Source organism: Methylobacter sp., assembly GCF_036845245.1.
GTDB lineage: Bacteria > Pseudomonadota > Gammaproteobacteria > Methylococcales > Methylomonadaceae > Methylobacter_A.
Genome location: NZ_DAIUEH010000026.1, coordinates 45,269 through 67,972, shown reverse-complemented (window position 1 = coordinate 67,972; position 22,704 = coordinate 45,269). Strand labels below are relative to the sequence as shown.

The 22,704-nt window shown below is 47.0% G+C and carries 21 protein-coding genes, 3 tRNA genes and 2 pseudogenes; 12 read left to right on the top strand and 14 right to left on the bottom strand.

Features of this window, described 5'->3' with window-relative positions:
• Positions 1–10: 10 nt before the first annotated feature.
• Both V7051_RS12995 and V7051_RS12990 read right to left on the bottom strand, forming a co-directional pair.
• Complete coding sequence (locus tag V7051_RS12995; protein WP_333875912.1) at positions 11–406, bottom strand: hypothetical protein; 396 nt, start codon at positions 404–406, stop codon at positions 11–13.
• A 443-nt stretch (positions 407–849) separates the two neighbouring features.
• Positions 850–1,729 (bottom strand): annotated as a pseudogene (locus tag V7051_RS12990) (IS5 family transposase).
• A gap of 70 nt (positions 1,730–1,799) precedes the next feature.
• On the opposite strand from V7051_RS12990, the pseudogene V7051_RS12985 reads away from it, so the two are divergent.
• A pseudogene (locus V7051_RS12985) lies at positions 1,800–1,964 on the top strand (IS630 family transposase); the annotation flags it as partial.
• A gap of 90 nt (positions 1,965–2,054) precedes the next feature.
• Here the strand turns inward: V7051_RS12985 and V7051_RS12980 are convergent.
• The 6 genes from V7051_RS12980 to V7051_RS12955 all read right to left on the bottom strand — a co-directional run bounded on the left by V7051_RS12980 (position 2,055) and on the right by V7051_RS12955 (position 6,318).
• Positions 2,055–3,299 (bottom strand): aminotransferase class I/II-fold pyridoxal phosphate-dependent enzyme, encoded by a 1,245-nt coding sequence (locus V7051_RS12980; RefSeq protein ID WP_333875915.1) that lies wholly within the window; start codon positions 3,297–3,299, stop codon positions 2,055–2,057.
• 201 nt (positions 3,300–3,500) lie between these two features.
• On the bottom strand, positions 3,501–3,890 hold the full coding sequence (locus V7051_RS12975) for a DUF2934 domain-containing protein (protein ID WP_333875917.1): 390 nt from the start codon (positions 3,888–3,890) through the stop codon (positions 3,501–3,503).
• A gap of 20 nt (positions 3,891–3,910) precedes the next feature.
• Positions 3,911–4,789 carry a protease HtpX gene (gene htpX / locus V7051_RS12970; RefSeq protein WP_333875919.1) on the bottom strand — a complete coding sequence of 293 codons (879 nt, stop codon included), beginning with the start codon at positions 4,787–4,789 and terminating at the stop codon, positions 3,911–3,913.
• A 58-nt stretch (positions 4,790–4,847) separates the two neighbouring features.
• The gene (locus tag V7051_RS12965) at positions 4,848–5,456 is read right to left on the bottom strand and encodes an Hsp20/alpha crystallin family protein (RefSeq protein ID WP_333875921.1); all 609 of its coding nucleotides are present in this window, start codon (positions 5,454–5,456) and stop codon (positions 4,848–4,850) included.
• A 102-nt stretch (positions 5,457–5,558) separates the two neighbouring features.
• A complete protein-coding gene (locus V7051_RS12960) occupies positions 5,559–6,056 on the bottom strand; it encodes an Hsp20/alpha crystallin family protein (RefSeq protein ID WP_333875922.1) in 498 nt (165 codons plus the stop codon).
• Between the two features lie 73 nt (positions 6,057–6,129).
• Entirely contained in the window at positions 6,130–6,318 is a 189-nt protein-coding gene (locus tag V7051_RS12955; RefSeq protein WP_333875924.1) for a DUF2934 domain-containing protein, read from the bottom strand.
• A gap of 237 nt (positions 6,319–6,555) precedes the next feature.
• Between V7051_RS12955 and ggt the strand changes: the two genes are divergently transcribed.
• Both ggt and V7051_RS12945 read left to right on the top strand, forming a co-directional pair.
• On the top strand, positions 6,556–8,229 hold the full coding sequence (gene ggt, locus V7051_RS12950; RefSeq protein WP_333875926.1) for a gamma-glutamyltransferase: 1,674 nt from the start codon (positions 6,556–6,558) through the stop codon (positions 8,227–8,229).
• Positions 8,230–8,268: 39 nt separating this feature from the next.
• Positions 8,269–8,955 carry a 4'-phosphopantetheinyl transferase family protein gene (locus V7051_RS12945; RefSeq protein WP_333875927.1) on the top strand — a complete coding sequence of 229 codons (687 nt, stop codon included), beginning with the start codon at positions 8,269–8,271 and terminating at the stop codon, positions 8,953–8,955.
• Positions 8,956–9,050: 95 nt separating this feature from the next.
• On the opposite strand, the gene V7051_RS12940 is transcribed toward V7051_RS12945, so the two are convergent.
• Positions 9,051–10,244 carry an OmpA family protein gene (locus V7051_RS12940; protein WP_333875929.1) on the bottom strand — a complete coding sequence of 398 codons (1,194 nt, stop codon included), beginning with the start codon at positions 10,242–10,244 and terminating at the stop codon, positions 9,051–9,053.
• 410 nt (positions 10,245–10,654) lie between these two features.
• Here V7051_RS12940 and gltX point away from each other — a divergent pair, with 410 nt between their 5' ends.
• The 6 genes from gltX (at position 10,655) to V7051_RS12910 (ending at position 13,670) form a co-directional block, all read left to right on the top strand.
• Positions 10,655–12,058 (top strand): glutamate--tRNA ligase, encoded by a 1,404-nt coding sequence (gene gltX / locus V7051_RS12935; protein WP_333875931.1) that lies wholly within the window; start codon positions 10,655–10,657, stop codon positions 12,056–12,058.
• A gap of 47 nt (positions 12,059–12,105) precedes the next feature.
• A tRNA-Ala gene (locus tag V7051_RS12930) sits at positions 12,106–12,181 on the top strand.
• Between the two features lie 22 nt (positions 12,182–12,203).
• Positions 12,204–12,279 (top strand) — tRNA-Glu (locus V7051_RS12925).
• Between the two features lie 90 nt (positions 12,280–12,369).
• Positions 12,370–12,445 (top strand) — tRNA-Glu (locus V7051_RS12920).
• A gap of 142 nt (positions 12,446–12,587) precedes the next feature.
• The gene (locus V7051_RS12915) at positions 12,588–13,274 is read left to right on the top strand and encodes a cation diffusion facilitator family transporter (RefSeq protein ID WP_333875933.1); all 687 of its coding nucleotides are present in this window, start codon (positions 12,588–12,590) and stop codon (positions 13,272–13,274) included.
• Positions 13,275–13,547: 273 nt separating this feature from the next.
• Positions 13,548–13,670 (top strand): hypothetical protein, encoded by a 123-nt coding sequence (locus tag V7051_RS12910; protein ID WP_333875935.1) that lies wholly within the window; start codon positions 13,548–13,550, stop codon positions 13,668–13,670.
• Between the two features lie 53 nt (positions 13,671–13,723).
• On the opposite strand, the gene V7051_RS12905 is transcribed toward V7051_RS12910, so the two are convergent.
• From V7051_RS12905 to V7051_RS12895, 3 genes are all read right to left on the bottom strand, one after another.
• Positions 13,724–14,773 carry a GGDEF domain-containing protein gene (locus tag V7051_RS12905; RefSeq protein WP_333875937.1) on the bottom strand — a complete coding sequence of 350 codons (1,050 nt, stop codon included), beginning with the start codon at positions 14,771–14,773 and terminating at the stop codon, positions 13,724–13,726.
• 202 nt (positions 14,774–14,975) lie between these two features.
• A complete protein-coding gene (gene corA / locus V7051_RS12900) occupies positions 14,976–15,929 on the bottom strand; it encodes a magnesium/cobalt transporter CorA (protein WP_333875939.1) in 954 nt (317 codons plus the stop codon).
• 19 nt (positions 15,930–15,948) lie between these two features.
• Positions 15,949–16,458 carry a SixA phosphatase family protein gene (locus V7051_RS12895; RefSeq protein ID WP_333875941.1) on the bottom strand — a complete coding sequence of 170 codons (510 nt, stop codon included), beginning with the start codon at positions 16,456–16,458 and terminating at the stop codon, positions 15,949–15,951.
• 264 nt (positions 16,459–16,722) lie between these two features.
• Between V7051_RS12895 and V7051_RS12890 the strand changes: the two genes are divergently transcribed.
• The 3 genes from V7051_RS12890 to V7051_RS12880 all read left to right on the top strand — a co-directional run bounded on the left by V7051_RS12890 (position 16,723) and on the right by V7051_RS12880 (position 20,190).
• Positions 16,723–16,989, top strand: coding sequence for a hypothetical protein (locus V7051_RS12890; protein ID WP_333875943.1), 267 nt, complete (start codon positions 16,723–16,725; stop codon positions 16,987–16,989).
• Positions 16,990–17,127: 138 nt separating this feature from the next.
• Positions 17,128–19,335, top strand: coding sequence for an FAD-dependent oxidoreductase (locus tag V7051_RS12885; protein ID WP_333875945.1), 2,208 nt, complete (start codon positions 17,128–17,130; stop codon positions 19,333–19,335).
• 174 nt (positions 19,336–19,509) lie between these two features.
• Complete coding sequence (locus tag V7051_RS12880) at positions 19,510–20,190, top strand: metallophosphoesterase family protein (RefSeq protein ID WP_333875946.1); 681 nt, start codon at positions 19,510–19,512, stop codon at positions 20,188–20,190.
• A 204-nt stretch (positions 20,191–20,394) separates the two neighbouring features.
• Here V7051_RS12880 and V7051_RS12875 read toward each other — a convergent pair whose 3' ends face one another.
• Both V7051_RS12875 and V7051_RS12870 read right to left on the bottom strand, forming a co-directional pair.
• Positions 20,395–21,981, bottom strand: coding sequence for an ABC-F family ATPase (locus V7051_RS12875; RefSeq protein WP_333875947.1), 1,587 nt, complete (start codon positions 21,979–21,981; stop codon positions 20,395–20,397).
• A gap of 178 nt (positions 21,982–22,159) precedes the next feature.
• Positions 22,160–22,696, bottom strand: a complete 537-nt coding sequence (locus V7051_RS12870; protein ID WP_333875949.1) for a YaeQ family protein — start codon at positions 22,694–22,696, stop codon at positions 22,160–22,162.
• Positions 22,697–22,704: the final 8 nt, after the last annotated feature.

Sequence of the window (22,704 nt, the reverse complement as noted above, 5' to 3'; positions counted from 1 at the left end):
GTGCCGTGAGTTAGTCCATCCGTAAACCAGCAATGAAAGTCAGCGTCTGCCAATGCCCCGCCGGTGCCGTATCTACACACCGGGCACCGGCTACAGCACGGCCATAGCGTCGGATCATATCGGTTGAAGCACTGGTTTCATCCAGAAATACCAGTTTCCACACATCGCAGCTTTTCTGCCACGCTTGCCATTGCTCTCGGGCTAGCGCGACATCGTCACGTTGCTGTTCACTGGCGAACACGGTTTTTTTATAGCGATAGCCCAATTTTTGACGGACAAATTTGTCGATCGCTGAGATGGACATAATCAAGCCCTGTTCACTTTCTAACCAGGACTGCAATTCTTTCAAGGTCATCGACGGATGATCGACTAACTGGGCCTTGATGGCGTCTTCATACGGTTCCAAAAACGCTCGTCGGTAACCGCCGATCTGCTTAGGGTGAACGTGACGGGTCTGTCACCAACACTGATGAATGGTTGAGACAAAGGCAGGACTGACTTGATAGAGCGCGCTGACTTGCGTGTTGTTTTGCCGCTTTCAACGGCATTTACCACACGCAGCCGCAAATCTTCTGAATAAGGACGGGCCATTTTCGGGTACTTCGGTGACAACTAAACCTTTTTATTTTAATAATAAGCTTGATCATGTGTAACGGATAATTGCTCTAGAAGGAAGGCGGCATGTCGCGGTGACAAATCAACGAACGGCGATAGACTGGGCGCAGCAAATTCTAAGCCTGATTGATGTGCATTACCCTGAGGCTGAGCTTATTAGACTGGTTATGGATAATTTAAACACTCACACGGGTTCATCTGTCGTTTTAGGGAAACGACAGATACATTTTGCCCTCAGGCAGCCATCAGCTGCCACCTGAGCATATAAAGATTGGCCAGGCCAACCAATAAGCTGACCAGTGATGCATTTTTCTCCAGACCACGATAGCGGGTCTTCTGAAAGCCAAATTGTTGTTTGATTACCCGGAAAACATGCTCCACCCGGGCTCGAACCGAGGATTATTTACGATTGCGCTTTTTCTGTCTGGCCGACAGGTTTTTGCCGGGCTTGCGTTTGTCATTGACGCACCAGCGCATGCCCAGATGCCGGGCTCCACGCCGGTATTCATCGCTGGTATAACCGGCATCGGCAAAAATGACGCGATCATCGTCTCGCAACAGGTTGGGCAATTCAGTGATGTCGGCGACATTGGCGGCCGTGGTGGTCACCGTGTGAACAGCCCCGGAATTCACGTCGGCACCTATATGGATTTTCATGACGAAATACCATTGCTGGCCTTTTCGGGTTTGGTGCATATCCGGATCACGCGCTTTATCCTTGTTCGTTCAGATAGCCATTAATAGTTTCTAACAGTTTTGGGGTAGTTGCTGTTTCTCCAACAAATGACGAAAGTTGAGGATTGTGGTCTCATCCGGCAAGGCTTCAGTGACGCTACCAAAACCGGCAAAGCGGCACTCTCTATTTCATAGAGGGCATCTTCCATCTGGCGATCGGAAGAACTAAACCAGTTCTGTATACAGTGAATGCGCAACATATTTGCCAACGGCATCGGTTGACGGCCGCGTCGCCCCGAGGTGGGATAGGCCTGCTCTATCAAAGCGATTAACTTCGACCAGGGAACTGTTTGCTCCATTTCGTTCAAAAATACTTCCTTCGGGTCAGGCGTTTTTTATGGTTATAGCCGAGTTCTACAAAACTGGTTTGATAGGACATAGGGGAATTGGCGTTGTTTTGATTAATCGCAATATTATCCTATAAGGGGGGATTTAATCAGCGCTTCCCTAGGCAATGTCTGGATAGACGCATTCCAGACCAAGACGAATTGAAAACTGAAATCGCAACGTGGCAAAAACATAGAAATGCGAGCGGGCGTCCCATGGAATGGCGATTTACTCATGAGGATGCGCGGGTGAAGTTGAAGAAGTTATACCCGACATATCAAGAATGACTGAGTACTAGGTCCAAAATAGTGAAGCTTAACCGATCGTTTAGGTTTTTAAACTGCTTCTTAAGCTGATAGGTAGGGAAATGCCGTCCGTTATAACAGAATGCACCGCTCCATTTCTTTGCAGGATTTTGTTTCCAGAACTTTCGGAAGATTACGGGCGATTGCTTCAACCAGACCGTGAATATCCTCAAAAGACAGATGTCGGGTTAAAGTGAATCGGATACCCGATTTTCTCCGGGATACCGCGGGATAAGTAGCGTGATTGGTGTAAAAGCCATCATCAAGCAGATATTTGGCCATATTGCCGGCAATATGAGGAAGCCCTAATTTGACATAAAAAATCGGCGACTGCGAACTGCATGTGCCCGGTATTTCGTATGCATTAAGCATCCGATTGCAAAACTCAATGCGATCTTGCAGTTCCAGTTGCAGATAATTAATTTCCGACGAAAGATGGATGTGAGCCGAAGCAATCGCTGCGCCTAGCATTGGCGGCTGGATAGGGCCTGAAAAGATCATGGGTCCTCCGCAATTTTTAACGTATCGGTGCATTTGTGCATTCGGAAAAATCAATGCCCCGCCGCCGGCAGCGTAAGCCTTGCACAACGATGTCGCAACAACCATTCGTTCCTGAATGGCTAAGCTATCGAGTACAAAACCCCGGCCATGCTCGCCTATCCAGCTCATGCCGTGAGCATCGTCAAAATACAGATGCAGTTGCTCGTAGAGGCTTAATAACCGGCCTAATTCATTTACCGGAGCCCGATCTCCAAACATACTGTAGATACCGTCAGTCAGGTACCAGACATGACGATAGTATTTGCTAAGAATGTTGATTCGTTCCTCAAGTAATTCCAGGTTGCAGTGAAGCAGCGTTTCGACCGGAACCCCTTCCGCCTGTACCAACTTTGCAGCTGTTTGCATGCTGTTGTGAGCCATCTGGTCGATGATAATCGCATCACCTTTTTGTATGAGCACCGGCAAGGCGGCGATATGTCCTAATGTCGTAGTGGGGGTCGCCAGAACATGGCCCCCGAATATTCTTTCAAGTTGTGCTTCCAATTCCGCGTAAGGCGTTGCCGACATATAGGCTCTTGATAAAGCGAACTGTGTGCCGTAACGGTTCACGGCATCAATAGTTCCTTGCTTGAGTCGGGGGTCCTGCTCTAATCCCAGATAGCTGCAAAGAGCAAAGTTCAGTACATGCTTGCCGTTTAAACAAATGGTTCGTCCATTGAAGGCTTCGTCTTCAGTTGTGCGCTGTACCAATCCATGACTCAAGCCTGTACCGACTATTTGGTCAATAGTAGTCACCCAGTTCGGTAGAGTTTGCATAGATATTCCTGATTGCATTGTCATTTTCCTTAAGACAAAGTTGAAACGGGATAAAAGCGTTAATATGCGAAAATGATATACCGTCATAGCTTAACCCCGACTTAACACGATCTAGGAGGAAGGCGTCGATACCGTTATAAGCTGTACCTTGAAATTTGTGCTTCCTGTGCGAGACGCAGGATATGGGAACGATAAAATCCATCAATACCATGCTGAAACCAATTTTCGGCACTCTGCTCTCCATTTACATTCCATTTTCTCGCAAAGCAGACTGATTTCAGAGCGGAAGCAAGGGTTATGGCCGGTAGCGGTTTGAATTGCGCCTACAAGTTCCGTTTCAGATTGCATATCCTTCGGGTTTGTAATGCCTATAAGTGCGGCTAATTGTTGTAAGCTTAAAATCGTCATCGGTCCGTCCTCTTCCAAAATGGAAAGATAAAGAGATATCAGCATATTGTAATAATCCAGTTCGGCTTCTAACCAGTCGTCTAATTCTTTGCCGGGCTCAAACTTTCTGGCTAGTGCTTTGTAATAAGCAGCTTCTGAAATCCATTGGTGCTTATTAATAGGCTTTACGGCATGGCTTAGCATGGGCAATCATATTATTTGTCTCAACGCATATTTTGTAACGCTTCAATGCGCTCTTCCAATGGCGGATGGCTCATGAACAGTTTTTGTGCGTTGCTGCCGTTAATGCCGAAAACCTCCAGTTGTCCGGGCAGGTCTTGGGGTTCATATTCACGTTGCAAGGCGCGAAGAGCGCTGATCATTTTTCCCCGTCCGGCCAAGTTGGCGCCACCGGCATCCGCTTTAAATTCCCGATAACGGGAAAACCACATGACTAATATGGAAGCCAGGAATCCTAAGGCAATTTGTGCAACCATCTGGGTGATAAAATAGCCTATGCCATGTTCCCGTTCGTTTTGAAGAATAACGCGGTCAACCACATGACCGATGATGCTGGCAAAGAAATAGACAAAGGTATTTAACACGCCCTGCATCAACGCCATCGTTACCATGTCTCCATTCGCGACATGAGTGATCTCATGGCCGATGACGGCCTCAATTTCATCTTTATTCATGCGTTGCAGTAAACCGGTACTGACCGCTACCAACGCACTATTTTTATTCATTCCGGTAGCAAAAGCGTTGGCTTCGGGGGCTTCAAAAACACCCACTTCCGGCATGCCGATACCCGCCTGTTGAGCTTGTTTAGCCACCAAAGCAAGCAGCCATTGTTCGGTCTGGGTTTGTGGCGGTTGCTCGATAACTTGAACGCCCATTGTCTGTTTTGCAGTCCATTTTGATAGGGCCAGGGAAATAAACGAACCGGTCATGCCAATGACTGCCGAAACGATCAGCAGCGCGTTAAGGTCAAGATTTATACCTTGCGCGTCCAAAGTGCCGGTTAAGCCCAACAAACTAAAGACAATACTGATCACAACCATTATTGCGACATTGGTCGCCAGAAAAAGAAATATTCGCATCATCGTCAGGCCTGCTATATCAAGTGAAGTTGTCGGAGTGACCAAATAAAACAGCTTGGAACTATGCTTTTGGAATCGTAATGGTGAGTACGCCGTTGCGGTATTCGGTGGTCATTTTTGCCGCGTTGGCGGGTCCCGGTAAGGTTAATACACGTTGAAATTGACCGACGAAACGCTCCCGATACCGGTATTGGCCGCTTTTGTCATCTGTTTCGTCCTTTGCTTGTTCTGTTTTAATTGAAATACGCAAAACCTGGTCGTCCAGCTTTATGTCCATTGCCGATTCATCGGCACCGGGTGCATTCACCGTCACAATATAGCGATCGGGTTTTTCCTGTAAATCCACATCGGGTGTTTTGTTTAAACTGCCTAAAGGCGTATTCATATGAAAACGCGAAAATGAATCATCGAATATCTGTTCCATTTCGTTTTGCATACGCTGCATTTCTGCATAAGGATTCCATGTGCCGCCTTTAAATAAATCGTCCTCATCAGATTTAAGAGGGCTGGGCTTGAGTTGATTCGATGTGGCGCTTTGAGGCTCGCCATTTTGGCTATAAAACCCGCTCAGCTGATTGAGCCGGTCATTCAGTCGAAACATCGTATAAGCTTGTATTCCCAAGATAATGACTAATACGGACGCTATGGCGGCAATGGTTTCATTTTTCATTTATTGTTCTCCCTGAGCACATTGTCGATATGGCAAGCGTCGACAATTTGTGGCGAGGCCGGAATAACTCGAGTAAAAACAAGTTATTCCAGCTTACGCAGGCTAATGGATTTCGATGGTTTTGCGTTTGTTTTTTTCGGATTTGGGAATGGTTACTGTCAATATGCCGTCTTTGAACGACGCTTTTGCCTGCTCACCATTCACATTATCGGGTAAAGACAATGTGCGCTGAAATTCGCCACGCGATATTTCGCGGCGAAAATATTTGCCTTTTTCTTCTTCCTTTTTTTCTTGCTTGGTGGATGTACGGATAGTAATGGCCTGATTGGTAACCGATACATCCAGGTCTTCTTTTTTTACACCCGGTAATGCAGCTTGAACCTCTATGTTATTGTCGTGATCGAGTATATCGACTTTTGGAAAGCCGGTTTCCGATAGGGTAGGCATATTCCAATCCAGCAAGCGAGGCCATTTGCGTGAGAGAAAATCATCAAAAAAGTTATCAAACTCATCAAATGACATCAAACTGCCGATTGATGATTTAGGCAATAATTCAGAGCTTTTTTTGCTTGTATCCACTTCTTTTTCTTTATTTGACATGAATTTCTCCAATAATATATTTAAATAAAAATGTCAGTCTGATGGGTGTTATGGTTTATATCCGGCCTCATTGTTACAGCAAAAACTCCTGTTCGGCTTCAAGCCAGTCTTCAAGTTCGTAGCCGGGTGCAAAACCCCTGTTTTCAGCCTTGTAATAGGCGAGTTCAGCAATTTTGGCGTCGCGATCGGGAAGGCATATTGTTGAGTGGTCTTCTTCATTATTGGAAATTTCTTCTTTAGCTTTTTTGACGGATTTAGCCATTTTGCACCTCAGTATGGTAGTTAATGATTGCTTTTTGAGTTGTATATAGAAACAATCTCTTTACTATTCTAAATAGAAAAATCAGAAAAAATATTGGTGTAAATACTTAGTGATTTTTTTAACAATATAATTTTATTAATGATCTTAAAAATCAGCTGAGCATCAAGCTGGTGCGTTCTTGTAAATGTGGTTTAATGACATAAACCATTTTCAGTTTAAATTTGATCAGAGGAAAAGATGTTAAAAAAATATTCTGCGGCGCTTTTTTTAGCTATTGTTTTGTGGGGGGCTCAGGTTTATGCCGATGGTTCCAGAGCTGCAATTGCCAGTGCTCATCCTTTGGCGACCGCAGCCGGTTTTGAAATCCTGGATAAAGGCGGTAATGTTTTTGATGCCGCTGTGGCTGTCAGCGCAACATTGGCGGTTGTCGAGCCTTCCGGTTCTGGGCTGGGCGGCGGCGGTTATTGGCTGCTGCACAGGGAACAGGACGGTTTTGAAACCATGATCGATGGCCGTGAGAAAGCCCCGTTAGCGGCTCATCAGGCGATGTACCTGGATAAGGCGGGCAAGGTGATTCCCCGTTTATCGCTGGATGGCGCGTTAGCCGCCGCTATTCCCGGCCTGCCTGCGGCATTGGTGCATTTGTCTGAAAAATACGGCCGCCTGCCGCTGGCGGAAAGTTTGCAACCTGCGATCAGGGCGGCAGAGACCGGTTTTGCAATCGGCGAAAAGCATAGAAAACTGCTCAAATTCAGGGCTGAGGCGATAAAAAAATCCCCTGAGACCGCACAGATATTTCTTACGAACGGCAATATTCCCAACGCGTATTCAATACTCAGGCAACCGGATTTGGCTCACACCTTAAAACAACTGGCCGAGTCGGGCCGGGATGGGTTTTATGGCGGCGAGATAGCCGATAAATTGGTAGACAGCGTCAACAAGGCTGGCGGCATCTGGACAAAACAGGATCTTGACTTGTATCAGGTGGTTGAACGGGAACCGGTAAAAGGCAGCTATAACGGCATAAAAATCACTAGCGCGGCGCCGTCATCTTCCGGCGGAGTCGTGCTGATTGAGGCTTTAAATATTCTGTCCGGCTATGATTTGAAACAGGCCGATGAACTGACCCGAAAACACCTTATTGTCGAGGCGATGCGTCGCGCTTACCATGACCGGGCTTTATATCTGGGTGATCCGGATTTTATCGAGATGCCGGTCAAACGCTTGTTGAATGAAGATTATGCGGCCGGATTGCGCAGCAGTTTACGCGCCGATAAGGCTTTACCCAGCATGATGCTGTCGGGCGAAATCCAGTCGCAACCTGAAGGCACAAACACCACCCATTTTTCGATTATTGATGAGCAAGGCAATCGCGTTGCCGCAACGTTAAGCATTAACTTTCCGTTTGGCGCGGGGTTAGTGGCAAACGGAACCGGCGTGTTGCTGAATGATCATATGGATGATTTTTCCAGCCTGCCGGGCGCAATGAACGGTTACGGATTGGTCGGCGGTATCGCCAACGCGATCGCTCCGGGAAAACGCATGCTGTCCAGCATGGCGCCTACTTTCCTGGACGACGGGCATAATGTTGCCGCATTGGGAACGCCCGGCGGTAGCCGTATCATTTCGATGGTTCTGCTGGCGGCGCTGGATTTTGCCAAAGGTCATGAACCTAATTCGTGGGTGCAAGTGCCTCGTTTTCATCATCAATTTATGCCTGATATGGTTGAATATGAAAAAGGCGCAATAACCGCCAATGAACTTACCAGCCTGACTGCAATGGGACATCAGTTGAAAGAAGCGCGTTACAGCTACGGTGATATGCAGGCTGTGCAGTGGAATAAAACTACGCATCAACTGGTTGCGTCTAGTGATCGTCGGGGCGAGGGCAGGGCTGTTGTCGGACATTAATCGTTTAAGCGTGCCGGTTTGTTCTGGTATTTCAAGATTATGAATACGGACACAATCCAAGTTTGGCACGGCAATATTGCCGCCGATATTGCCGACTACCAAAACTACTGGCGGGTTCTCGACGGAGCCGAGCGAGCTCATGCCGAGAAGATGAAAAATGATGTATTGCATAAACGCTATGTGGAAGTGCATGGACGTTTGAGAATCATATTAGCCCAAATGCTTAATGAGCCTCCGGGACAGATCAACATAAAAAAAACCGAACATGGCAAACCCTATCTTGCCGATACGCCTGAGCTGGTGTTCAATTTGTCGCATTCGGCAAGTGCTATGGTCGTTGCCGTAGGTTGGAACTGTCAGTTAGGCGTGGATATAGAATATTGTAAGCCGAGAGGCAGTCTGGCTGGACTGGTCGAGAAATGCTTTGCGGAAGAAGAAATCGCGTATTGGAACAAGCTGACGGAAGATCAAAAAACCATCGAGTTTTATCGTTTCTGGACGCGTAAAGAAGCCTTTGTAAAAGCTACGGGGCGCGGTATTGGATTGGGTTTGAATCGCTGTGTCATCAATCCTGAAAACCCGGTCGGGTTTTTAAGGGTTCCTGGCGATTGCGGTCAAGCTGCAATATGGCATGTGCTGGATATGGCGTTGGAGCCGGATGTTTGTAGCGCGTTAGTGACGGACAAGAATATCGTCGATGTTAGAGTTATAGATTTTGAATCCTAATTAAGGTCGGCAATAAAGGGCGGGTTATCCCGCCCTTTTTGTATGTGGAGACTCTGGGTGATTTAAGTGTTTCGGTTTGGTTACATCCAATAAAATTATTTGAGTACTTCCAGCTGCACCCTGCGGTTGTTGGCTCGACCTTCTTCGGTTTCATTGGTGTCGATAGGTTGCGTTAAACCGTATCCTCGGGCAGTCAATGTTCCGCCATTATTGATATTGCGGCTTAAATACTCTTTAACCGCCAGCGCCCGGCGTACGGATAATTTCTGGTTGTGCTCCACTGTACCGGTACTGCTGGTATGGCCTTGAACTTCAATATTGATGCCGGGGTTTTGCTGGATGACGGTAACGGCATTATTGAGTTCAGGATAATATTGAGGTTTGATGTTGCTTTTATCGTTGTCGAATTTTATATCGACAATCCAGCAGCCGAATGGGTTAACGTGAGCGCCTTTTAAGGTGTCCGGGCATTTATCGATGCAATTATTAATGCCGTCGCCATCATCGTCCTGCGTTGAGCAATCGTCAACTTTAGGCGGCGTACCGTCTTTTAAGAAAACGCTTTGAACAAATTTGCTCATGCCGTCGGGGCTGGAAATTCGCTCGGCGGTGGTGCCGAAGCCGCAGCCGCCATAGTCGGAAAGTTGATTTAATACGGTGTGCCCGTATTTGTCCTGTTCATTGCCTATCCAGACAGTATAAACGCATAGTTTGTCGCCATACCGCTGCCTTAAAGCTTTAACGGCTGGAACGGGGTCGAAGTCTACTCCGCCATCGCTGAGGATTAGTACGGCGATATCGCCGGTCGTGGCTGATAAGTCTTTGGATGTTTCTTCAATTGCGCTATCGAGTGGGGTACCACCGCTTGCACAGGTCAGTGTATCTATGCCGCTGCCGAAAGGCGGTTTTGAGTAAGTGATCGGAGGCAGGTTAAGTCGGGTGAATTTCCAGGACAAACAAGGACCGAAACCGAAGCTGCGAATACTTGATGTCAGCTTTAGGTCGTCGGGAATGCTCAGGTTTATTCTGTTCAGGATTTCTTTTTCAACGGAAAATTTTGTAGGAGTAGGCTGGGCTGGGTAGCCTGGGCCAAGATAGTCGTCTGTCATTGATGACGAGGAATCATTGATCACAAAGAAATTATCGGTTTTTTGTACATACTGTCCCGAAGAGACAAATTCGTTTAGATCTTGAGGATGAAAAGTTTCGAAAGTACTCAACGGTTGCGAGGCGCAACCCGATATGAGTATGTTTGCAATAGCTACTGCAATGATAAGTGTTTTTTTCATGAAACATCTCCTTGTGACCCAATCATTTAAGAGAAGGTAATGTTATACAGTAACCATCGGTGTTGATCTAAAGTAATCAGTTGGGATGGTAGTGGCAGTCTCAGGATATAAGAAACAAGCTGTTCATAAAATAAGTGGTAATACCTATGGAAAAAATTTATAGATGAATGTCGGCTTTTACAGCAGCTGATTTTTCGATGGCTGCGGTCTATATTGCCGAGGATATTTTATATTTCACTGTTGGCGTGAAATAATGCGAGGTTTTCAATTAAAGTAAAAGGGAGTTACATTTGTTCGAATTATTCGATTTAGCTTTTTTGTTGCTGCCTTGTCCGGGTATGCAGGATCAACAGCTATTACTTCTCCCTATAGAATTAGGTTAATAAAATCTTAACTAACGAAATAATATTATGAGTATAAAAACACGTTTTGCCCCAAGTCCAACCGGTTATCTGCATGTAGGCGGCGCCCGTACTGCCTTGTTTTCATGGCTTTATGCACGTAAGCACGGCGGAAAATTTATTTTAAGGATTGAAGATACCGATCTGGAACGGTCAACGCAGGAATCGGTTGATGCGATTTTGGAAGGCATGACCTGGCTGGGCCTGGAATATGATGAGGGTCCTTTTTACCAAACCCATCATTTTGACCGGTATAAAGAAATTATTCAGCAGTTGCTGGATCAAGGCGACGCTTATTATTGCTATTGTAGTAAAGAAGAACTGGAGCAGTTGCGTACCGAACAGATGGCTAACAAGGAAAAACCGCGTTATAACGGCAAATGCAGGGATTTGACAGGGCCTAAAAATGGCCGGGAAGCGGTAATCCGTTTTAAAAATCCGCTTGATGGCGTAGTAACCATTCCCGATTTGATTAAAGGCGATATTGTTGTTGCCAATAAAGAGCTGGATGATTTGATTATTGCTAGGGGCGATGGCTCACCGACCTACAACTTAACGGTAGTTGTTGACGATATGGATATGAAGGTCACGCATGTTATCCGCGGTGACGATCATATCAATAACACGCCAAGACAGATGAATATTCTTAAAGCCTTGGGTGCGGAATTGCCTAAATATGCGCATCTGCCGATGATATTGGGGCCGGATGGTGCGAGGCTTTCAAAGCGCCACGGGGCGGTCAGCGTGATGCAATTTCGCGACGACGGCTATTTGCCCGAGGCGTTGCTGAATTATCTGGTGCGTCTGGGCTGGTCGCATGGCGATCAGGAGGTTTTTTCCATTGATGAAATGGTCGAGCATTTTGCGTTGGAAAATGTCAATGTATCGGCTTCTGCATTCAACACCGAAAAGCTGTTATGGCTGAATCACCAGTACATTATGAATAGCGATCCGGCTCATGTGGCGCGTCATTTAAGTTGGCACATGGGTGAGTTGGGCATCGATCCTTCCACAGGACCCAGCCTTGTCGATATGGTCATGGCGCAGCGGGAGCGCTGTAAAACATTGGTTGAAATCGCAGCTGCCAGTGTTTATTTTTATAAGGATTTCGAGTCGTATGATGAAAAGGCGGCTAAAAAGAATTTTACCCCAGGCTCGGATGAGGTTTTGGCGCGGTTGCACGATGAGTTTGCAGTCGTGACAGAATGGCAGGGCGAGGCCTTGCACCAAATTGTGCTGAATCTCGCCGAAACCATGGCGCTGGGGTTGGGTAAAGTAGCTCAGCCGTTGCGTGTCGCAGTTTGCGGTTCAGCGGTTTCACCGGCGATTGATATAACCTTATCGTTATTGGGTAAGGAAAAAACCTTGGCTAGAATACAGCGTGCCATAAACCATATAAAAAATATAAATTAGTGTTGGACACAGCCGGTAATTACTGTACAATGCCGGTTCTCAACTTAGGGGCCATAGCTCAATTGGGAGAGCGCAACACTGGCAGTGTTGAGGTCAGCGGTTCGATCCCGCTTGGCTCCACCAAATAGTTGGTAAATCAGTTCTAGTCCCCATCGTCTAGTGGCCTAGGACACCGCCCTTTCACGGCGGTAACGGGGGTTCGAACCCCCCTGGGGACGCCATATTTTAAGGTCTATATACTTAGGCTTTTTATAATTGTTAGAACATAAAGAAGATTTACAGTTAAGTGCAGGCTGACTAAACCAGTTTTAGTCCCCATCGTCTAGTGGCCTAGGACACCGCCCTTTCACGGCGGTAACGGGGGTTCGAACCCCCCTGGGGACGCCATTAATAGAAGGGTTATCAAAATGATAACCCTTTTTTTATGCCTATCCGTCCTGATTTTGGTATCGGGCATCTCAGAATAATCTTTATCAAAAGCAGTGATGATTCTATAGAATAGAATTTTTGTAATCATTGCAGTCTGTTCATGCATACGCACATACTCAGTCTTCTGGAACACGAGCACGATTTCTACGTCATCAATAAAAAAAGAGAGCGGAGGACCAAGCAGGTTCTTGTGCTTACCTTTTTAACCATGATATTGGAAATAGCGGCAGGCATCCTGTTCGGATCGATGGCGCTACTTGCCGATGGCCGGCACATGGGAACACATGTTGCCGCCTTCATGATCGCCATCATTGCTTATCGCTATTCGCGCGTTCACGCGCATGACCAGACCTTTGCGTTTAGCCCTGGAAAAGTGAGCGTTTTAGGGGGATATACCAGTTCTGTTGTCTTAGGCATTGTAGCTTTGATCATGTTGATTGAGTCGGGACAGCGCATAGCTCATCCCCATATTATTCATTTTAATGAAGCCATTGCCATTGCTGGTTTTGGTTTATGTATTAACTTGATTTCCGCGCTCTTGCTTAAAGATTATGACCACAGTCACGATCACGTACATCATCATAATTTCAAATCGGCATATTTTCATGTACAAGCTTTTTATGCTTTTCCTTTGGGTTGCAATGTGCGGTCCGGTTTCAAAGCGAATAATTATGAAATTACCAGTGTCGAAAGGGCGGACTTATTGTCTGATTACCGCGCTGCTAAGTTACACCCCATTAAACGACGTCAAGCCAGAGGCTCAGCCAAACCAAAAATATCATCATGATTATCGGTGACGGCATGGGAACCGCAGCCAGATGGGTTATTATTTTCTTATGCCAGATAGGCTCTGGATAGTGCTATCGCCAACCGTACTGCCGCATTAGACGTATGATGGAGCAGGGGTGGGCAATAGATGAGTCAGTAGTTTGCATCCCTTTGATTATTTTATTGCTTTCTGCGCACTGACTGATTTTTTCTTGAATCATTAGCATGTCATCAAACTTTAACGTGGTAGGTTCAGAATACTTCTTGAATCATTTATCAAGGAGTAATCGTCATGAACAAATTTACACTGAACAATCTCAATATAATGACTGTATCACTGGCAATGTCTGTTTTGGGCTTGGTTGTAACTTGGGGCGTCGAGCTGTTAGTCAAGGAATTATTTCGCTTGGGCTAAAGCAGCAAGTAGCCGATTACATTTTCATATGGGCTACTTACTTGCCGAGTTTTTTAAGTGGTAACTTGATTTTTACTTTCGCGCTTATTGGCATACATGGCTTGGTCGGCATGTCGTAACAAGGCTTCGGCCGTATCACCGTGTTGGGGATAGGTGGAGACGCCGATACTGATATTGGTGGTGATTGCGTTGCCGCGGTAGTTAAAACTGTTGGCAACCAATGTTTCTTTGATGCGCTTTGCCACCAGTTCAGCTGCTTCTACAGTGGTGTTCGGCAGTAATACGGTGAACTCATCGCCCCCGTAACGGGCGGCGGAATCGCAGCCTCTTAAACAGTGCCGAAAATTGTCGGCGATGGCTTGCAACAATAAGTTGCCTGCTTCATGGCCGTATTGGTCATTGACGATTTTTAAGTTATCGCAATCCCCCAGTAACAGGCTGAAAGAGCTTTCCCTGCGCCGGGCTTGTGACAATTGTTTTTCCAGTAGATCCATGAACGCCCGACGGTTGTAGAGACTGGTTAATTCATCGGTTTGCGCGGTAGTTTTAATGCGGCTAAAAGCATGGTAAATGTCGCTGGACAACATGGTGGTGACATAACCTACCAACAGCATGGGAAACAGCCAGGCCAGCAGGATGCTGCTTTGGGCTAGAGTAAGAACCTCGTCGCTAGGTACGCCGCTTTTGCCCAAGTATAGATAGCAGGCGCCGATTAACAGAACTTCCAATAATGTCGTTAGCCTGCCCAAGGCCAGGGCGCTGGTGATGATGGGTAAAAAGTACAAGTTAAGTAACAGGCTGTTCTGGCGTCCGGTGTGCCAGACAAACCAAGTCACCAACAAGATCATCACCCAAGTTTCCAAGGCCAGTTTCCAAACGTTGGCTTTGGCAAAAAAATTAAGGTAATGGAATGCCATGACAAAACCGGCAAAAGCGCAGAGGCCGCCTAACAAAAAGATTTTAACGTTTTCTTCCACTTGCCCTACCACCAGATAGAACATCATCAAGACCAGAAGTAACCACTGGATTTCCGCGACAGTGCGGGAAAAGCCACTCAGAGCGTCAGGTTCTTGATTAAGACGAAAAAAAGGTTCCTTGGACATGTGAAATTTTCCGGTTGATAATGTTGGGCATTAAAGCATACGAAAAGGGCGGATCAATCTCTCTATCTTAGCACAATTGCTGTGAGACGATTGTGAGCGGTAAGCTGTTGATGAGCGAGGCCCTTGCTTCTGGATCAATGAATAATTTAGCTTGGGTTAAAACGGTACGCCCAATTGGTATGCTGTGTTAATCGACGCACCTTTATAGCCAGCCTTTTCGTTTAAAAAACCAATAAGGCGCAATTCCCGACAGCAACATTAAGCACAGTGCGCCGGGATAACCCAGTTGTAAATTGAGTTCCGGCATATTTTGAAAATTCATGCCGTAAATACTGGCCACCAGGGTAGGGGGCAGAAATACTACAGCAGCAATGGAAAAGATTTTGATGATCTTGTTTTGGGTAATATTAATAAAGCCTTGAGTCGAATCCATCAAGAAATTGATTTTATCGAAAAGGAACGTGGTATGCGACATCAAGGTGTCCACGTCGCGCATGATCTCCCGCGCCGTTTCCTGTAGTTCGGGGTGATTACGCAAGTGTCGTTGCAAAAAAGAAATAGAACGTTGCGTATCCATCAGGCATAGCCGGATCTTACCGTTGCTATCTTCCAATTTGGCCAGTTGATCAATGGCATTTTCAAGGTCGGAGTCTATTTCTTCCAGCACCAGATAACTGACATCTTCCAGTTTACGGTGGATATCTTCTAGCGCATCGGCGAGATTTTCCACTTTTTGCTCGAATATCAGCACCAGCAACTCCTGCGGCGAATGCGCCGCTACCTGCCCATGTCGGGCGCGCATCCGCAGCAGGCGAAAATCGGCCAACGCGCCTTCACGCAAGGTAATTAGCCGGTCGTTTTGTAAAATGAAGGCGACCGTCGCAGTGCTGTGCCGCCCTTCGCTTTGGGCAAGAAACAAGGACCGTACATGAACGCCGGTGTTATCGGTGAAGTAACGCGCCGATGATTCGATTTCCTCGACATCGTCGGATTCGGGCAGTGTCGTGCGTAGAAATGCTTGCAGTTGCGCGCGCTCATCGTCGCTGGGGTCGTGGGCGTCGATCCAGGAAGCTTTGGCCACGGCTAGCTTGATCTGATCTTCAGGCGGAGTGTGTTCTTTGAGTCGGCCCTTGTCGAAATTGAATAGTCGTAACATTAAATATTTCCGTTTTTAATTACTCAGGCAGGCTGTCCGGGCGAATCAGCGTGACTAACTTGGCGCCGCCTTCTGTCAAATCTGTCCAATCGCCTTCAAAAGAGAGTTGGGCTAAAGCGGCGGTCGGCAGGCATTTTCCTTTAAGCGATAACGGAACCGAATGAGGAATTAATTTTAACAATAAGTTTTCCAGGCCGGGATTATGCCCGACCAACAGCACCCGCTGTCCATGTCCGCTGTTTTTCAGCACAGTCAGTAATGTTGCTGCATCCGCTTCATAAATGCGCGAGTCGCAGACGATAGCCGACTCGTCTATGTCTAATTGCCGACAAACGCGCTGCGCTGTTGCCAGAGCGCGTGCCGCCGGAGAGCTGAGTATGGTGTCGGGTATCAAATGCTGCTTACACAGCCAACGCCCTACCTGTTTGGCAGCGCACCGACCGCGTTTTTTTAAAGGGCGGGAAAAATCATCCATATCAACGGCCCAATCTGACTTGGCGTGTCGTAATAATAAAAGTTCGTGAGTCATAAAATATTTTTGGCAATAGGAAGGTGATTTTCGGGGCGGGTATAAACTGTAATACTATAACAGTTAATGATTACAATCCCATTAAAAACAAAAGTAAAAAACACCCGGAACCCAGGTAATGCGAGGCATTCGGCATGTTAGTGAACAAGTCTGACTAGTGATACTACTTATTGATTGAAGAGGTTGACTTCTCTATGCTACAAAAGGCTAAGTAATATCAACTGATTTTTTAAGTTATCGGTCAACGATAAAATGGGGTATGTTATGTCAATAAAAGAAGATTTTGAAAAACTTTTAGCAAAGTTGCAAACGGAGCGCGATGAAATCAATTTAAAACTGCATCTGGCATCAATGGAAGCCAAGCAGGAATTTGAAGAAGCTGAAAAAGAATGGAGCCGTTTAAAAGTCAAAGCCGGTGAAATAGCGGATGATTCGGTGGACACTTCCGAAGAGTTTATAGCCAATGCCAAAATAGTCGGTGAAGAACTTAAAGATACTTACCATCGAATTGCCAAGCGTCTGGCTCATTAAGCTTTATCTGTTACCCGTTATAGAAAAATCACTTTCTTGCATTTTCTACGGTCAAGGAAGGGCATTAAATTCATAGTTTATTTTTTAAAAAAGGACTATGGAAATTCCAGTCAACAGGCTTTCGGTAAGGAGAATATTATGAATAATTCACATAAGGCTATCCTGCCCGGCCTTCGGGCTAATACACATTTATTCCGGACGGATTTGTCGCGTTGGGCATTGTTGGTTGCGATTATCGCCCTGATTGCGGCATTCTTTATTTTTGACCTGCAAAGCTATTTAACACTGGAAACACTCAAGACACAGCAAGCGTCTATCGAAGCTTATCGTAGTAACCATCCCGGTTCAGCAGCGGCTATTTATGCGTTAATCTATATCGCAGTGACCGGTTTATCACTGCCGGGGGCCACAATTCTGACTCTGGCCGGCGGCGCAGTGTTCGGTTTGCTGTGGGGAACGCTGATTGTCTCGTTTGCTTCCACCATCGGCGCAACGCTGGCCTTTCTGGCGGCTCGGTTTTTGTTCCGCGATGCCGTTAAAGCCCGTTTTGCCGATCGCCTGAATGTTATTAATAAAGGCATTGATAAAGATGGCGCGCTTTATCTTTTTACGCTGAGGTTGGTGCCGCTTTTTCCATTCTTTGTCATTAATCTGGCTATGGGTTTAACAAACCTTAAAACTAAAACTTTCTATTGGGTCAGCCAGATTGGGATGTTAGCCGGTACTGTGGTTTATGTGAATGCCGGAACTCAGTTGGGTAAGCTGGAATCGTTGTCGGGTATCTTGTCTCCCGGATTGATCGGGTCTTTTGCTTTATTGGGCATTTTTCCGTTACTGACCAATAAAATTGTCGAAGCCATTAAGGCAAACAAGGTCTATGCCCAATGGACTAAACCACCTCGCTTTGACAGCAATATCGTCGTGATAGGTGCGGGCTCCGGCGGCTTGGTTACCGCTTACATCGCGGCTGCCGTCAAAGCCAAAGTTACCCTGGTTGAAAAGTACAAAATGGGCGGCGAATGCCTTAATACCGGCTGCGTCCCCTCTAAAGCCTTAATCCGTTCCTCAAGGTTGCTGGCTCAGATACACCGATCCGCCGACTTTGGCATCAAAAAAAGCGACGCCGAATTGGATTTTGCCGATATTATGAGCCGGGTACAGGCAATTATTAAAACCATCGAACCGCATGATTCCGTGCAACGTTACACGGACTTTGGCGTCGAAGTTGTTGAAGGCGAGGCGAAGATTGTTTCACCTTGGGAAGTCCAGGTCACAATAGCCGGAGCAACCCGTATTATCACCACGCGTTCCATTGTCGTTGCCGCCGGTTCGCGGCCATTAGTTCCCTCGATTCCAGGCGTCGAAGACATCGCTTATCTAACCTCCGATAATATTTGGGAGTTGCGCGAATTGCCCAGGCGATTGGTTGTATTGGGCGGCGGGCCTATCGGTTGCGAATTGGCACAGTGCTTTGCTCGTTTTGGCAGTCAGGTTACGCAAGTCGAAATGTCGCCGCGCTTATTAATTCGGGAAGACGCCGACGTCTCAGAGGCCGTGATGGCAAAGTTTCGCCAGGAAGGCATTAATGTACTCATTGAACATACCGCCAAACGATTTATTATCGAAAACGGTGAAAAAATCCTGCTTGTCGAGCATGACGATAACGAGCTGCGTATTCCGTTCGATCAAGTATTATTGGCTATCGGCCGAGTTGCGAATATCCAGGGATACGGTCTTGAACAGCTGGGCATTGAAACCTCGCCTAGCCGCACCATTGAAATTAATGAGTTTCAACAGACCAATTACCCGAACATTTTTGCCTGCGGCGATGTATCCGGCCCGTTTCAATTTACTCATGTCGCCGCCCACCAAGCCTGGTATGCGGCAGTGAATGCGTTGTTCGGCGGCTTATTGAAATTTCGTACCGATTATTCTGTGATTCCCTGGGCTACTTTTACCGATCCTGAAGTTGCGCGGGTCGGCCTTAATGAGCAGGAGGCTAAAGCAAAAGGGGTTGCCTATGAAGTCAGCATCTATCATATTGAGGATCTTGATCGCGCGATTGCCGACGGAGTCGCTCACGGCTTCGTCAAAGTATTAACTGTGCCGGGCAAGGACAGGATTTTGGGTGTAACCATTGTCGGTGAGCAGGCCGGTGATTTGATCGCCGAGTTTGTGCTGGCGATGAAGCACAAACTCGGCCTGAATAAATTGCTGGGCACAATTCATATTTACCCGACCTTATCCGAGGCCAATAAATACGCGGCCGGGGTCTGGAAGCGTAACCATGCGCCGAAAGGCTTGCTGTGGTGTATCGCTCGTTACCACAAATGGCGTAGAGGATGAGCCGTTATTCGGCCTGGAAATTTTACCGGCTTTTCTAACATTCAACAGCTTGATATTAATCAAGGCAACTTTTGTCTATAATCGGTGAAAAATTTTCAATCCGCGCCGAACAACGGAAATAGAATGTTGTTGTTTTAACATTAGGTTCAAGTTCCGGTTAACAGGAGTAACAATTTGAACCCCAACAACAAGATTTTATTTGCAGGCGATCCGCATGGAGATTTCAAGCCGTTAATAGCGGCAGTGCATCAATACCACCCTGAAGCCGTTGTGTTACTCGGCGATTATGACCTGGACATGCCGTTGGAGACATGTTTACAGGAAATTATCGGTTTAACCCAAATCTGGTGGATTGCAGGAAATCATGATTTTGAAACGCCGGTGAAATATAAAAATCTGTTTCATTCGGCCTTGGCTGAAAACGGCTTGCACCTGAAAGTAACGGAAATAGCAGGATTGAGAATTGCCGGTTTAGGTGGGATTTTTCTTGGTCGTGTCTGGTATCCTCCGCAGCAGCCTAAATGGCGTAACAAACAGCATTATCTGCATGGTCAACCTGTCAATATAAGGTGTTCGCCGCTGTCATTGAAATACAAGGGGGCGATTTGGCATGATGAGTTTGAAGCATTAAAGGCACTGAAAGCGGATATTCTGGTGACCCATGAAGCGCCGGGATCTCATCGGCACGGCTTTGATGTGATTAGCGAGCTGGCTGTTGCTATGGGCGTAAAAAATATCTTTCATGGCCATTTGCATGAAAATTATACCGCCATCGTTAAAAACAACATCAAGGTATTCGGTGTGGCGAACAGGGCTGTCGCTGACTTAATGGGAAATACCCTGAATCAGATTTAGGCTGTTTCCCATCAACTATTCGAGCATAAGAACGCACAAAGCAGGAGTGCAGGCGCAAGTCAAACATTGCGTGGATTTTGAAAGTTCAAAGCAAGCTTTGAACTCCGTTAGGCTGCGGACGGTTTTTGCCGGAAAGGGAGACAAAAACCGTCTGTGTTGCACATATCAATGATGTTAGGGGATTATAAAGCTTGCTTTGTCGATCTAAGCCTGACTGCTCAAATAATCCTCATAATTGCCGTTGAAATCGACAATTCCATTGGGTGTTAGCTCGATAACCCGTGTTGCCAGAGATGACACGAATTCCCGGTCATGACTGACAAATATCAAGGTGCCGGGATAGTTTTCCAACGCGGTATTCAGCGATTCAATCGATTCCATGTCCAAATGGTTGGTCGGTTCGTCCAGCACCATGATGTTGTTTTTTTGCAGGATCAGCTTGCCGAACAGCATGCGGCCTTGTTCTCCACCTGAGATGACTTTAACGGATTTGTTAATGTCGTCTGCGCTGAACAATAAACGGCCCAAAGTGCCGCGTATGGTTTGGTCGTCGTCCGTTTCCTTGCGCCATTGGCCCATCCACTCGATAAGCGTCATGTCTTCGGCGAAGTCTTCGGCATGATCCTGGGCATAGTAACCCACCTCCGAGTTTTCCGACCACTTAACCGCTCCGGCATCCGGCGTTAAATCGCCGACCAGCGTGCGCAGTAAAGTTGATTTGCCGATACCGTTAGGACCCAAGACGGCAACGCGCTCGCCGACCGCAACCATCAGGTTCAGGTTTTTGAATAACGGTTGCTCACCATAGCCTTTAGTTAATCCTTCGACTTCCAGCGCCAAGCGGTGCAGTTTTTTAGTTTGATCGAAACGAATAAACGGATTAACCCGGCTTGACGGTTTAACTTCATCCAGCTTGATTTTGTCCAGCTGCTTGGCGCGCGATGTGGCTTGCTTGGCTTTGGAGGCATTCGCCGAGAAGCGGCTGACGAAAGTTTGCAGTTCGGCAATCTGGGCTTTTTTCTTGGCGTTGCCTGCAAGCAGGCGTTCGCGTACTTCGGTCACCGCGATCATGTAGTCGTCATAATTGCCCGGATAAACACGCAGTTCGCCGTAGTCCATGTCGGCCATATGAGTGCAGATGCTGTTTAAAAAGTGACGGTCATGCGAGATGATGATCATGGTGCAATTGCGCTGGTTCAGGATGTCTTCAAGCCAGCGGATGGTGTTGATGTCCAGGTTGTTGGTCGGCTCATCAAGCAGCATGATGTCGGGGTTGGAAAACAAAGCCTGCGCCAGCAAGACCCGCAGCTTCCAGCCCGGCGCTACCGCACTCATCGGCCCGTTATGCTGTTCCAGCGGAATATCCAAGCCCAACAATAGCTCGCCGGCCCTGGCTTCGGCGGTATAGCCGTTGTATTCGGCGAATACCGACTCAAGCTCGGCGGCGTGCATGTAGTCGTCTTCGGTCGCTTCCATGTTGGCGTAGATGGCGTCGCGCTCGGACATGGCCGCCCACATTTCGGCGTGACCCATTAGTACTACGTCCAGTACGCGTTGATCTTCAAAGGCGAATTGATCCTGGCGCAAGTTACCCAGACGCTCATTGGGACTGATACTGACGTTGCCCGCCGATGGCTCCAAATCGCCGCTCAAGATTTTCATGAAGGTCGATTTGCCGCAGCCGTTCGCGCCGATCAGGCCGTAACGGTTGCCGTCGCCGAATTTGACCGAGACGTTTTCAAACAGGGGTTTAGCCCCGAACTGCATGGTGATGTTAGCTGTAGAGATCAAGTTTTTGTTCCGAAGATTAAGGGTAAAAGATTGTTGGATTGCAAAGGGATTGATTCACCACGAAGGCACGAAGTTCACGAAGAATATCATTAAAGCTTCGTGTTCTTCGTGCCTCGGCAATTGCTCCTGCATTGCTCTACCTCCTGCATCCATGCAGTCGTTCGTGGTGAATTTTAAATTAATTAAGCCATGTTTCAGGCACTATAGTGGCCGTATTTTGATCGTCGCTGACCCAAACCTGTCCGTCCTGGATGCTGATTTGTAACTGCATGGTGCGCTTTACCATCGGTGCGAGTTGATCGGTCGCTTCTTTGGGTAAATTAATAACCGTCAGGTTTTTAAAACGATCCAGCTTGGGATGAATCTGGTTCCACCAGACACTATTGCGCCCGCCGTAGGTGTAAATGATGACTTTATCGGCACGGTTAGACGCTTTGCGGATGCGTTTGTCATCGGGCATGCCGACATCAATCCACAGCTCGATGTCGTCGGTCAGGCTTTTTTGCCAGAGTTCGGGTTCATCATCGGTGCTCAGGCCTTTAGTGAATTGCAGGTGTTCATCGGCATTGATTGCAAAAGCCAGCAGACGCGTCATCATGCGCTCTTCGGTTTCCGAAGGGTGCAGGGCAATGGTCAGGTGATGCGATTGATAATAGCCTCTGTCCATGTCTGAAATCTGACAGTCCGCTTTATAAATGGTTGACTTAAGCGCCATTGAGCGTT

Bases quoted from the DNA above. Each gene is read 5' to 3' on its own strand.
- htpX (WP_333875919.1), bottom strand. From the start codon at position 4,789: ATGATGCGAATATTTCTTTTTCTGGCGACCAATGTCGCAATAATGGTT.
- V7051_RS12960 (WP_333875922.1), bottom strand. From the start codon at position 6,056: ATGTCAAATAAAGAAAAAGAAGTGGATACAAGCAAAAAAAGCTCTGAA.
- V7051_RS12980 (WP_333875915.1), bottom strand. From the start codon at position 3,299: ATGCAAACTCTACCGAACTGGGTGACTACTATTGACCAAATAGTCGGT.
- V7051_RS12870 (WP_333875949.1), bottom strand. From the start codon at position 22,696: ATGGCGCTTAAGTCAACCATTTATAAAGCGGACTGTCAGATTTCAGAC.
- V7051_RS12955 (WP_333875924.1), bottom strand. From the start codon at position 6,318: ATGGCTAAATCCGTCAAAAAAGCTAAAGAAGAAATTTCCAATAATGAA.
- V7051_RS12905 (WP_333875937.1), bottom strand. From the start codon at position 14,773: ATGTCCAAGGAACCTTTTTTTCGTCTTAATCAAGAACCTGACGCTCTG.
- ggt (WP_333875926.1), top strand. From the start codon at position 6,556: ATGTTAAAAAAATATTCTGCGGCGCTTTTTTTAGCTATTGTTTTGTGG.
- V7051_RS12885 (WP_333875945.1), top strand. From the start codon at position 17,128: ATGAATAATTCACATAAGGCTATCCTGCCCGGCCTTCGGGCTAATACA.
- V7051_RS12965 (WP_333875921.1), bottom strand. From the start codon at position 5,456: ATGAAAAATGAAACCATTGCCGCCATAGCGTCCGTATTAGTCATTATC.
- gltX (WP_333875931.1), top strand. From the start codon at position 10,655: ATGAGTATAAAAACACGTTTTGCCCCAAGTCCAACCGGTTATCTGCAT.
- V7051_RS12895 (WP_333875941.1), bottom strand. From the start codon at position 16,458: ATGACTCACGAACTTTTATTATTACGACACGCCAAGTCAGATTGGGCC.
- V7051_RS12975 (WP_333875917.1), bottom strand. From the start codon at position 3,890: ATGCTAAGCCATGCCGTAAAGCCTATTAATAAGCACCAATGGATTTCA.
- corA (WP_333875939.1), bottom strand. From the start codon at position 15,929: ATGTTACGACTATTCAATTTCGACAAGGGCCGACTCAAAGAACACACT.
- V7051_RS12890 (WP_333875943.1), top strand. From the start codon at position 16,723: ATGTCAATAAAAGAAGATTTTGAAAAACTTTTAGCAAAGTTGCAAACG.
- V7051_RS12945 (WP_333875927.1), top strand. From the start codon at position 8,269: ATGAATACGGACACAATCCAAGTTTGGCACGGCAATATTGCCGCCGAT.
- V7051_RS12915 (WP_333875933.1), top strand. From the start codon at position 12,588: ATGCATACGCACATACTCAGTCTTCTGGAACACGAGCACGATTTCTAC.
- V7051_RS12910 (WP_333875935.1), top strand. From the start codon at position 13,548: ATGAACAAATTTACACTGAACAATCTCAATATAATGACTGTATCACTG.
- V7051_RS12940 (WP_333875929.1), bottom strand. From the start codon at position 10,244: ATGAAAAAAACACTTATCATTGCAGTAGCTATTGCAAACATACTCATA.